The sequence below is a fragment of the Pseudomonas sp. LBUM1674 genome (assembly GCF_059695635.1).
The window spans coordinates 5,771,545-5,784,440 of sequence record NZ_CP166779.1; the positions used below are offsets into that span (position 1 = coordinate 5,771,545).

Genomic DNA, 12,896 nt, shown 5'->3' on the forward strand with positions numbered 1-12,896 from the left:
ATCAAGTGTTGTGGTTGACCCAAGGCATCTGTGATGAAATGCGACCCCACTCTTTACCGCGCCGCGCCGCCATCACTCGCCGTGAAACCTCGTCTGATTCGCCATCTGTTCCTGCCGCCGCTGGTCATCGCCCTGATGATCGGATTGGGTTACCTCGGCTTCTGGGTCAGTGAGCACTACGGGATTCGCAGCCTCAGCGAGAACGGCCAGCGACAGCTGGAACTGCACGCACGCGCCGTCGAGAGCGAGATCAGCAAGTACACCTACCTGCCCAGCCTGCTGGAACTCGAATCCAGTGTTTCCAGATTGCTGGCCGACCCGTCAGCCGAACACCGGCAGACGGTCAATGAATACCTCGAAGGCCTGAACCGGCGCAGCCGCAGTCGGGCTATCTACGTGATGGACACCACCGGCCGCGTCATGGCCACCAGCAACTGGCGCGACGTCGACAGTTACCTGGGCGAAGACCTGTCCTTTCGCGCTTACTTCCAGAACGCCGTTCGTGGCCAGCCGGGACGCTTCTATGGCATCGGCAGCACCAACGGCGAGCCCGGTTACTACCTGGCCCACGGCCTGGAAGAACGCGGCAAGATCATCGGTGTGGCGGTGGTCAAGGTCCGCCTCGAAGCCATGGAAGAACGTTGGCAGCGGGCGCGCCTGGAGGCCTTCGTCAGCGACGAGAACGGCATCATCATTCTTTCCAGCGATCCGGCGCGGCGCCTGAAATCGGTGATACCGCTGAGCGAAGAAACCAAGGAAAAACTGGCCCGCAGCCTGCAGTACTACTGGTTTCCGCTGAACGAACTGCAACCGCTGGCCCGGGAAAAACTGGCCGAAGGCGAGGAAAAACTGACCTTCCCGGCCAACAGCGAATTGATGTCCGAAGAAGAAAACATCAGCTACCTGTCGCAAACCCGCCCGCTGAGCGACACCCCGTGGAATTTCACTCTGCTCACCCCCCTCCAGGATTTGCGGCGTGAAGCGATCAACCAGGGAATTCTGGTGGCGGTGGCATTTGCCCTGGTGGCGTTCCTGCTGATCGCCTGGAACGAGCGGCGCAAAGTGATCGCCACCCGCCTCGCCGCCCGGGAAGCCTTGCAGGAAGCCAACAATCAACTGGAGCGTCGGATTACCGAACGCACCACCGACCTGCGCGCCAGCAACGAACGGCTCAAGGGCCAGATCCGCGAACGCCGGCAGGCCGAAGAGACCTTGCGCCGCGCCCAGGATGAACTGGTGCAGGCCGGCAAACTCGCCGCCATTGGCCAGATGTCCACCAGCATCGCCCACGAACTGAACCAGCCGCTCGCCGCCCTGCGGACCTTGTCCGGCAACACCGTGCGTTTTCTGGAGCGCGGTCAGCTGGACGTCGCCAGCACCAACCTCAAGACCATCAACGAACTGATCGACCGCATGGGCCGGATCACCGCCAGCCTGCGCTCCTTTGCCCGCCGCGGCGACGACAAAGGCCAGGCCAGCCTCGGCAAGGCAGTGGACGCCGCCCTGCAAGTGCTCGGCAGTCGAGTGGAAGGCGCGCACCTGCAACTGCATCGCGACTTCGCCGACCTGCAGGTGCAGATCGACCAGACCCGACTGGAGCAGATCCTGGTCAACCTGATCGGCAATGCCCTCGATGCCATGCAGGCCCAACCATTGCCAGCGTTGTGGCTCGAAGGCGAGGTGTTCGACGGCAAATATCGCCTGCGTGTGCGCGATAATGGCCATGGCATCGACGTCGAGACGCGCAAGCATCTGTTCGAACCCTTCTTCACCACCAAACCCGGCGAACAGGGCCTGGGCCTCGGCCTGACGCTGTCGGCGAGCCTGGCCGCGGCCACCGGCGGCCACCTGGGCGTCGAACACCCGGCCAGCGGTGGTACCTCCTTCGTCCTCAGTTTACCGTTGGTAAGCCCCCTTCACGCCGAGCCAATATGAACAACGACCTTAGTGTGCTGATCGTCGAAGACGACCCCCATGTACTGCTCGGCTGCCAACAGGCGCTGACCCTGGAAGACATTCCCTGCGTGGGCGTGGGCAGCGCCGAAGAAGCACTGGAGCGCGTCGGCGATAACTTTGCCGGGATCGTCATCAGCGACATCCGCCTGCCGGGCATCGACGGCATGGAGCTGCTGACCCGGCTCAAGGCCCGTGATCGCAGCCTGCCAGTGGTGCTGATCACCGGTCACGGCGACATCTCCATGGCCGTCGGCGCCATGCAAAAAGGCGCCTACGATTTCATGGAGAAACCCTTCTCTCCCGAACGCCTGGTGGATGTCGCCCGTCGTGCGCTGGAACAACGCAGCCTGGCGCGGGAAGTCTCGTCGTTGCGCCGGCAACTGGCGGAACGGGACTCCCTGGAAGGCCGCATCATCGGCCGCTCGCCGGCCATGCAGGACCTGCGAGAACTGATCGCCAACGTCGCCGATACCTCGGCTAACGTGTTGATCGAAGGTGAAACCGGTACCGGCAAGGAACTCGTCGCGCGCTGCCTGCATGATTTCAGTCGTCGCCATACCCGACAATTCGTCGCGTTGAACTGCGGCGGTCTGCCGGAAAATCTGTTCGAGAGCGAAATCTTCGGCCATGAAGCCAACGCGTTTACCGGTGCCGGCAAACGGCGAATCGGCAAGATCGAACACGCCGACGGTGGCACGCTGTTCCTCGACGAAGTGGAAAGCATGCCCCTGCCCTTGCAGATCAAACTGCTACGGGTGCTGCAGGAACGCACCCTCGAACGCCTCGGTTCGAACCAGAGCGTGGCGGTGGATTGCCGGGTGATCGCGGCGACCAAGTCCGACCTGGACGAATCAAGCAAGGCCGGGGAATTCCGCAGCGACCTGTATTACCGCCTGAACGTGGTGACCCTGGAACTGCCACCGCTGCGCGAACGTCGCGAAGACATCCTGCAACTGTTCGAACACTTCCTGCAGCAGTCGTCCCTGCGCTTCGACCGCGCGGTGCCGGAACTGGACAACCAGACCTTGTCAAACCTGATGAGCCACGACTGGCCAGGCAACGTGCGCGAACTGCGCAACGTCGCCGAACGCTTTGCCCTCGGCCTGCCGGCCTTCAAGAAGTCCGGCGCCAGCGGCAATAATCAGGGCCTGGCTTTCGCGGAAGCCGTGGAAGCCTTCGAACGCAACCTGCTCGGCGACGCCTTGCAACGTAGCGGCGGCAACCTGACCCAGGCCAGTCTGGAACTGGGCATGGCCAAAACCACGCTGTTCGACAAGGTTAAGAAGTACGGGCTGAGTCACTGAGGGAGCTGAGCGGCGGCCGTAGCTGGCTTGCCGGGTGTACACAAATCCCGAGTCCGGCAAAAATCCAATGTAGGAGCTGGCTTGTCGGATCGCCGCACCGCAGCGAAGGGGCCGGCACATTCAATATCATTGTTGCCTGAAACACCGCCTTCGCTGCGATGCGGCGATCCGACAAGCCAGCTCCTACAGGGGTCCGGGGTTACAGGAGGTTCGGCGACGGCACCGGATCAATCTGCGCCCAATGCGAAGTATCTTCGCGATGGGCCTGCAAGTACGGCAACACCGCCGCCAGCAACGGCGTCTTGAACGCTTCCTGGAAGCGATGGGCCAGTCCTGGAATCAGCTTCAGCTGACTGCCGCGGATATGCGCCGCCAGATGCACTCCATGCATCACCGGCAACAGCGGATCGGCGGTGCCATGCACCACCAGCGTCGGCACCCGTAACTGGTTGAGCAGCGCCACCCGGCTGCGCTCGGCGAGGATCGCCATGATCTGGCGCTTCACGCCCTCGGGGTTGAACGCCCGGTCGTAGGACTGCGCGGCCTGATGCAGCAGGGCCTGCCGATCATCGCTTACCGTCGGGCTGCCCAGCGCTGCCAGCAAATCGGCCTGCTGCTCGAGTGCCACTTCGCGATTCGGCGCACCGCGCCGTGACAGAAGCTGCACCAGCGCCGCGCTCGGCGCCGGCAAGCCTTCGGCACCGGAGCTGGTCATGATCAGGGTCAGGCTCTCGACCCGTTGCGGCGCCATGGCCGCCATATGCTGGGCGATCATCCCGCCCATGCTGGCGCCCAGCACGTGGAACTGCTCGACGTGCAAGGCATCCATCAGCCCGAAGGCATCGTCAGCCATGTCGGTCAGGGTGTACGGCGCCGCCACCGGCAGACCGAGTTTGTAGCGCAGTACTTCGAAGGTCAGGTTGGCGTCGATGGGCGTTTGCCGCCAGGTCGACAGACCGACATCGCGATTGTCGTAACGGATCACTCGAAAGCCCTGCTGACACAGCGCGACCACCACTTCGTCCGGCCAATGAATCAACTGCCCGCCCAGGCCCATCACCAGCAACAACGCCGGATCCGACGCACGACCGATGCTCTGGTACGCCAGGCTCACCTGCGCCAGATCGACCCGTTCAGTCGGAACATCCACCTCACAACGAGACGCCGCCAAGGACGGCAGGCTGAACAGCACGGCCAGAAAAATGGCCCCTGATAAAAACAAAGCACGCATGAAAAACACCAAAACGCAGAACCCCAGTAGAGCGCGAGTCTGATGATATTTGTTCAAGCGCGCTGCCACAGTTGCGTGACAGTTTGATGAAGATCGCTGAATGGTCGATGCGATAACTATGTAGTGCCAATGCCCCGCCGTATTTTCCTTAAATGGCTCGCTCAAGGAGCGGATTCACCACTCCCCACACCGAGCCCTGTAGCCATGACCGATAGACTTCTCTTCGACCTCCCCTCCCCGGCGCCGGCTGTCATGCCACCCTTCTCCCCGGTGCTGCCCCTCCACGACGAAAGCCTGTTTCTGAGTGCCTCGGCACGCTGGCGCGAAAGCAGCCAGGGCTTACGCAAACTGGTTGCGACCAGTCCGGGAATGCGCGACACGCTCGATCAACTGCTGAAACAGCAACTGGATCTGGATGGACAACAAGCCGGCTTGCTCTTCGTCGCCACCGATGAGCAGCCGGAATATTTTGTCAGCTTCACCCATGCCTGCGCCTTCGTCCTGCAACACCCGACACTCGAGACAACGCTTGATCAGCGCTGTCGAGTGACCGGCCTGAATCAAGCCCATCCGCTGTCGACCCTGACACCGTTACAAATGCTCGAGCGACTCAAGACGCTCGACCCGGAACAATCGCACGGCGAGCGCTGGCGAACCTTTTGGGACACGCGTGCCCCCGGCACTGCGGTATCGCGACAAGAACGAGTGATACAGCTTTACCGTCAGCATTTCGAGGCGACCACCCAATTGGCATTCGCCCGCAAAACCCTGACGGCGGAACAGTTCAAACCCCTGCTGTTGATCATTGACCCGCCCGTCGGGGCGCTGACTCTGAACAACCAGCCCATCCACACCGAGCAACTGGCCCTGGTGTTGAGCAACCACAGCAGAGTCAAACTCACTGGCGCGTGGGTCATTTCCACGGGAGATGCGGCTAGCGCCAGCCAGTTGCTGTATCTGCCCAGCCGGCCCGTCGCAATCCAGAGATTCGATCAACGCAGCGACATGGAAGACTGGCTGTCCCGACAGGCACTCGTCCCGACCGGCTTGCCGACCGATAACATACGCTATGAATACACCGCCAAAACCGACCCGTTGATGGTCGGCGCAAGCGATCTGTTTGCGGCCCACCAGCAGGCGCAGGTCACTGCCTTACGCCACGGAACCCGCGGCAAGTCCGGATTGGCGGCGCATGGTGCGCAATCTCTCGTCCAGGCCGACCAGGTTGATCGACAGCGTAACCACATCACCTTTTTCGCCTCGCCACCCAGGCTGGAAGCTGCCGATGACCCTACCGGGACAGCTGAAACGTCACTGTTCGGCAACCTGTATGCCGATATCCCCTGGTCCTTGCGCCAGGCGACGCTGAAAAAACAGCGCGATGCGCTCGAAACACTGGTGGAAGAAGTTCGCGAGGGTGAGGGCCTGCAACCGTTCAAAGACTCGCTCAAAGCCCTGGAAACCGCCGAACAAGCCGCCGACAAGGCGGCCTCTGGCTTGTTGAACCGGTCACGCGCACTGGATCTGGTCACGTTCCAGCAGGAATTCACCGCCCTGCACAACGCGCACAAGGCAGGACTGCACGCCGAAGCCGCACTGCAACTGGCCCTCAAGCAACTGGACGACGATGAGTGCAGCCTGCTCAAAGCCCTGCTGGATACGCCCGACGATCCCGGCCCCGACTTGGTGGCTGCCAGCCTCACCCTATCGATGACCGAACAGGAGGGTGACACCTCCACGGTCACCGTCCAGGAACTCAAAGGCGCATTAATCCTGACCCGGGCGCAGGTGCTCGCCGACGCCGATTCACCGCACAGCGTGCTGCTCTACTGGCTCGGCACGGGTGGTGGCCTGCAACGGTTCGCCAACCGTCGCGAGCTGGAACGCCAGGTATTCAAGCTTCACGATCGCAACGACGGGCTGACAGTGCAGCCAAAAAAAATCACTGGCGACGCGCTCCTGTATGGCTTGAACCAACTGACCAGCGACTTCGAAGAACAGGCCGGTGCAATACGCCAGCGTCACGCCGAATCGACCGAAGCCGTGCAACGCGCCGAACAGCTGGAAATATTGCGTATAAAAACCCTCGCCACCTTACAGGTTCCGGTGCATATCGCCCGAAGCCTGGCCGTCGCCCATCTGCTGGAGCAGGACCAAAGCGCAACCCTTGCCTCAAACCTGCCGGACTGGCTCAGTAAACTGACCGCGGCTGACCGTACCGAGCTCAAGAGCCTGATCGAAGCGTACATCCCGGCGATGCAACGCAGTCACCAACTCATGACAATCGCCCTGGAATCCCGTGACGACTTCACCCGCAAACACCTGCACGCCCGACTAAGCAAAGACTTCTCGACCGAGGGACATTTTGCCGTACAAGTCGATCTGCCCGACTCGACCACGACTGAAACAGCGTCTGAATCAGGGCCAGGCGGAGTCAGGAAGACGACGGTCATAGTGCCCAGCGCCACGCGCAGCAAAATGTCGCTCGAAGACCTGGCACAGCTCAATATCGACAACGTTCATTCGGTACTGCAGGACTCACTGTCCCAGCGTCTGATCTTCATGCGGCTGGAGGTCACCGCTGCGCAGAAAAAAGATCGCATTCGCCTGCTGAACGGAATCAATCTGACCTATCTGCGCAAAGTCTTGCCGGAGCTGGACTTGCCAAAAGCCTATGAGCAGCTGATCCTCGACGCGTTCAATGGCTCAGCCACCGAGCCCGTCTTCGTCAAGGAGCATCGCCGGGAAAGTCTTATCGAGCCCTGGCGCCTGATGCTCAAAATACAGGGTGAATGCGCGCGACTGCAAAATCACATCACCAGCGAAGAGTTACAGGTGCTGAACATCGCCATCGACGCCAGCACCCCAGAGGGGTGGGTCGCCAAAGGCAAGCGCGTCGCCCTGCTGCCGGCTTCCCTGAAAGTGGGTGGCAAGGACACCCCCCGAGAAGGTCCCGTCACCCTGTCGGGCGTGACCTTTATCGAAGAACAGCTCAGCGGAGTCACCCTGCTGTACCTGCCCGACAGCCACGATGGTCAATTTCTGCGCCGCTACGACAGTCTAGAAGCTGCGCGCAAAGGTCTTTACACCTTGTGCGGGAATGACAAGTGGATCGACTATCTGGCTAACAGAACTTTGCAAGGTAACGTCAGGGCGCATGTAAGTCGTATCAATCAGGCCGTGGAAAAAAACTTCGATGGCATGATCGAGGTCGGGGTGCGCTGGCCGACGACCACCTCGCTGGCCGCCCACCTGCTCGATGCTCATATGGGTCGCCTGCTCGAAGCCCATCGCGGCACCTCGCGCTCCAACGATGAGCTGTTCTTCGAGCGATACGCCTTGAAAGGCCCGCGCGCCTTCAACTACATAAAAATGGCTGTGGGCATACTGCCCTTCATTGGCAGCGCTATTGCCCTCTACGATGCCTGGACGAGCGCGAATCAGGCGGTGGCCGCCTTTTTACGCGGAGAGGTAGGGGACGGCGTGGCGGAGCTCGGATCGGTGCTGTTGTCGCTGATCGACGCCGCCATGGATCTGCTGCCCGGCGAAGCGGCATTCTCGGTCGGTTCCAAGGCGGCTCGCTCACTGACGCGCGCTCGCCAGCTTCACAGGCTGGTCAGACATGTGCCCGCGATGCATGGCGTATCGCAGCGCCAGGCCCGACATGTAGTCGCACGCTTCGCCAGCTACGAATATGAAAAACCGATCTCGCTTTCTGGTGTGCAGCCAGCCACCCATGGCCTCTACCGTGGCATTTTCCGACATGCCGACGGTGATTTCATCGTGCGCCAGGGGCGCATCTTTCAGGTTGAACTCAGCAAGGATTCACGCAATTGGCGTTTGTTCGGTAACTCCCGAAAAACCTACAAACAACCGATTGCCCTGGATGAAGCGGGTCGTTGGGACACCTGGTACGGTGTTTATGGGACGACCTTCGACGGTGGCGGGCTGGGGGGTGGTCAAGTACTTGGGCATTTGGCCGATGCGTTCGATCCAATCTGGCCGCAGGTTATTCGTCAACGATTGCCACGCTTTTGGAGTGATCGGGTTTATCGTCGAGTGGGTCAGTTGGAGGACATAACTGATGATCTTGCCCGTCGATACAACATCCAGAGATTGCAAACGACGGCGGCGCTCGATCAATACAACGAAACTCTGGAACTCTATGAGCTTGCCCGTCGACCAAAAGCCGATACACCACAACCTGATGCTGAACTCAAACCACTGAGCAAAGCTCAGCAAGCACATCTTTCCCAACTTGTGGAGACTGCCGATACAGCGTGCGCCAACGATATCGATTTGATCATTGCGCGATACGATGCATTGGAAGATTTGAAGAGCCTGGCCAGACGCGATGACGCAACCGACGTGCTTGCGCGAAGCGAGTGCGCCTGGGTGCTGGCTGACCGCTTCGCTCTGCGCCACCACTTTGTCAGTCAACGAATTGATCTATTGGTGGAGCAGGCTGATGACTTCTTGCGGGAGCTGGATACGGTGCCGTCAGGGAGCCTTCAATATCTGAGCATTCTGGAGAAAGTGCGCAAAGTGCGTGTAAAAATCGTGAGCGAACTGGATCAGTCAGAGGAACTCATAAACCAGTCGGATCGCTGGTTCCGTAAAATCACCCCCCCAAAAAAACACGAGATAAACAAGACACCTGAAGAAATAAGGTACGCAGCACTGAAAGAGAAAATTGAATCATTGAATCAAACCAACACTGTCACCGTGCTGACTGTGAAAATCGGCCATCTGTTGGAAATGGTCAAGCGTGTTGGCACTACCACCGACACGTACTGGCTCGAGCTGCAACGACAAACAAAGAATTTGCGCGCCAAAATGGAGCAGGTCGTTTTAATGCATCATGACCTGACGAAAACCGTCGTCACCCGAGATCAGCGCAATAAGATACTCCGGGAATGTTTTGATGTTTACACGCAATTCCGTCGCGGCATGCGAGCCTGGACCGCCAGTTATCCTCAGCATTTCCATGTGGAATCGGTTGAACCGCTGCTGACGAATATCGATAAGTTGACCGAGCGAGCCCGCAAAGGCATCGGCAAGACTCCAGTCGTTAAACCGGTAGGGAAAATCAACAAAAAAGTCTTCATCACCGAAGATGATCAATTGCTTATCGGGACTGAGAGACTGGAGAAAACGACCCAAACACGACAATACGTCATGACCGGACCGGGTGGAACCGAGGTCGTCTGGGAGCAAGGCAGCAACGGCAAGTTCCGCCTGTTGAACCCGCCAACTCAGGCACCAGCACCGATTCAAACGGATCTCGCAACGTTAGTGACCGATGCCCGGAAACGCCTGGATGACCTGCCGGCACATCAAGCCCAAGTCCAGACCTATGCCAGGCAGGACACGCTCCCTGTCGACCTGGAGCACATGATGGTATTCGAAGCGGACACATTGACCAGCAGCGCACGGCGCATCGAAATGATGGATGCTACAAACCCGATCATTCAAGAACTGCGCGACAAGGCTACGGAACTCAGAATCATTGGCCGACAAATGCGCACCTCCCAGTCACTGGCAAGTAAAAAACCTACCGATGGTATGTTGGACGACCTGATCGGCCAGAACGCAGTGGAAATCCGCAAAACCCGCCCGCTGAAAAACCTCGGAAAGCGCAAGGACGGGCGAAGCGATCATATGCAGGAATACGACGTATGGAACACGACAAGCACGCCTGACGAACTGCTTTGGTATGCCCACTTCCACTACTCCAGCGCAAAACCGGTGATGCGAGAATTCGAAAAAGCCCACTTGAAATTGCCTGAACATCGGTTTCTGACCCACGCTGACGACGCCGACCTGCCCTACGCCGATATTGGTCGACGATCACCTGTCGTTGCTCGCTTCGAAGCAATTTGAGTCCGAGGGAAGGTGGGGTGCCCGCCTCCAATTCTCCCCTGTGTTAGCTGAAACAAAGACGCCGTTGAGTCAACAGGCTCAACGGCTTCTCGTGCGGCCGGATCAGCTTCAGGTGTTTAAGCCAACTGACTGCGCAACTGCCGAGCCGCCGCCACCATGCTCACCAGCGCCGCCTCTGTCTCCGGCCACGCCCGGGTCTTCAACCCGCAATCCGGATTGACCCACAGCCGCTCGGCCGGAATCCGCTGCACCGCCTTGCTCATCAACTTGACCATCTGCGCTGTGTCCGGCACCCGTGGCGAGTGGATGTCGTAGACGCCCGGGCCGATGTCGTTCGGGTAGTCGAACGCTTCGAATGCCTCCAGCAATTCCATGTCCGAACGCGAGGTTTCGATGGTGATCACGTCGGCGTCCATCGCCGCGATGGACTGGATCACGTCGTTGAATTCGCTGTAGCACATGTGAGTGTGGATCTGGGTTTCGTCACGTACACCCGAGGCGGTCAAGCGGAACGCTTCCACTGCCCAATCCAGATATTCCTGCCATTGCGCCCGGCGCAGCGGCAGGCCTTCACGGAATGCGGCTTCGTCGATCTGCACGATCTTGATGCCGGCGGCTTCCAGGTCCACTACTTCATCGCGCAGGGCCAGGGCCAGTTGTTGCGCCTGGACTTTGCGCGAGACGTCTTCGCGGGGGAACGACCACATCAGCATGGTCACCGGACCGGTCAGCATGCCTTTCATGACCTTGTCGGTCAGGCTCTGTGCATAAGTGATCCAGTCAACGGTCATGGCAGTCGGACGGCTCAAGTCGCCATAGATGATCGCCGGTTTCACACAACGTGAACCATAGCTCTGGACCCAGCCGAAACGGGTGAAGGCATAACCATCAAGCTGCTCGGCGAAGTACTCGACCATGTCGTTGCGTTCGGCTTCACCGTGCACCAGCACGTCCAGGCCCAGGCGTTCCTGGACTTGCACGGCGTGGCGGATTTCGCTGTGCATGGCGTCGGTGTAATCGTTGGCCGACAGCTTGCCTTGCTTGAAGGCCTGGCGTGCCAGGCGGATCGAACCGGTTTGCGGGAACGAGCCGATGGTGGTGGTCGGGAACGCCGGCAGTTTCAGGCGAGCACGCTGCTGTTCGATGCGCTTGGCGAACGGAGAGTGGCGTTGACTGTCTGCGACGCTGATCGCTGCGATACGCGACTGCACGTCGGCTTTGTGAATACGTGGCGACTCGGCACGACTGGCCTGGATCGCACGGCTTTCGGCCAGGGCGGTTTGCACCTTGGGCGATTGCGGGTCGTTCAGGGCATCACGCAGGACGGCGATTTCGCCACACTTCTGCACCGCGAAGGCCAGCCAGCTTTTCAGCTCCGGATCGAGTTTGTCTTCACGCTCCAGGTCCACCGGGCTGTGCAGCAGCGAGCAGGAACTGCTGACCCACAGGTTGTCGCCGAAACGTTCCTGGGCAAATTGCAGTTGTGCCAGCACGGGCTCCAGCTCACAACGCCAGACGTTACGCCCATTGACCAGGCCCACCGAGAGAATCTTGTAGGTCGGCAGGCGATCGAGCACGTGCAGCAGTTGGTCGGGCGCACGCACCGCGTCGATGTGCAGGCCTTGTACCGGCAAGCCGACCGCCAGGCCGAGGTTGTCTTGCAGACCGCTGAAGTAGGTTGCAACCAGCTTTTTCAGTGGTGAGTACTGAAGGATGTGATAGGCGCGCTCGAAGGCGTTTTTCCAGGCTTGCGGCAGGTCGAGGGTCAGGATCGGTTCGTCGATCTGCACCCACTCCACGCCTTGTGCGGCAAGGCGACTGAGGATTTCAGCGTAGACCGGCAGCAGGCGCTCCAGCAGGTCGAGCTTGTCGAAGTCGTTGCCATCGCCCTTGGATTTGCCCTTGCCCAGCCACAGGTAAGTCATAGGGCCGATGATCACCGGTTTGACGGTGTGGCCCAGGGCCTTGGCTTCGTCGACTTCATCGAACAGCTGTTCCCAGCTCAGCTTGAACTGCTGGTCTGCGCTGAATTCCGGGACCAGGTAGTGGTAGTTGGTGTCGAACCACTTGGTCAATTCCTGGGCGTATTGCGCCTTGCCATGTTCACCGCCGCAGCAGGTCGCGGTAGCGCCACGGGCCATGGCGAACAGGGTGTCGAGGGTTGGCAGGCCGCGTTCGTCCCTGGCGCTGTCAAACCGCTCGGGGATCACGCCGAAAGTCAGGGAGTGGGTCAGCACCTGGTCGTACCAGGCGAAGTCGCCGACCGGCAGCAGGTCGATGCCGGCGTCTTTCTGCAATTGCCAGTGGGTGGCGCGCAGTTGGCGGCCGACGCTTTTCAACGTGTCCTGATCGAGGTCGCCCTTCCAATAAGATTCGAGGGCTTTTTTCAGTTCGCGATCCGCGCCGATGCGTGGGAAACCAAGTGTGTGGGCCAGAGCCATGTGTTTCTCCCTAAATAAGATGCCGTAAAACATGGCGCTATTGTCGACAGCAAAGCCAACATGAGACAAACTCAACCTTTT

At 59.8% G+C, this 12,896-nt stretch carries 5 protein-coding genes; 3 read left to right on the forward strand and 2 right to left on the reverse strand.

Translation table 11 applies throughout. From position 1 onward, the window contains the following. Positions 1-33 precede the first annotated feature (33 nt). Together aauS and aauR are read left to right on the forward strand one after the other, a co-directional pair. A complete protein-coding gene (gene aauS / locus ACA067_RS26555; protein ID WP_497459208.1) occupies positions 34-1,935 on the forward strand; it encodes a two-component sensor histidine kinase AauS in 1,902 nt (633 codons plus the stop codon). Next, complete coding sequence (gene aauR, locus ACA067_RS26560; RefSeq protein ID WP_497459209.1) at positions 1,932-3,260, forward strand: two-component response regulator AauR; 1,329 nt, start codon at positions 1,932-1,934, stop codon at positions 3,258-3,260. The genes aauS and aauR overlap by 4 nt, the downstream gene beginning before the upstream one ends. Positions 3,261-3,459: 199 nt before the next feature. On the opposite strand, the gene ACA067_RS26565 is transcribed toward aauR, so the two are convergent. Further along, entirely contained in the window at positions 3,460-4,491 is a 1,032-nt protein-coding gene (locus ACA067_RS26565; protein WP_497459210.1) for an alpha/beta fold hydrolase, read from the reverse strand. Positions 4,492-4,695: 204 nt separating this feature from the next. On the opposite strand from ACA067_RS26565, the gene ACA067_RS26570 reads away from it, so the two are divergent. Further along, positions 4,696-10,374: a dermonecrotic toxin domain-containing protein gene (locus tag ACA067_RS26570; protein ID WP_497459211.1), complete on the forward strand. Its 5,679-nt coding sequence runs from the start codon at positions 4,696-4,698 to the stop codon at positions 10,372-10,374. Between the two features lie 116 nt (positions 10,375-10,490). Here the strand turns inward: ACA067_RS26570 and metE are convergent, their stop codons facing one another. Continuing rightward, the gene (gene metE / locus ACA067_RS26575; RefSeq protein WP_497459212.1) at positions 10,491-12,815 is read right to left on the reverse strand and encodes a 5-methyltetrahydropteroyltriglutamate--homocysteine S-methyltransferase; all 2,325 of its coding nucleotides are present in this window, start codon (positions 12,813-12,815) and stop codon (positions 10,491-10,493) included. Positions 12,816-12,896 lie beyond the last annotated feature (81 nt).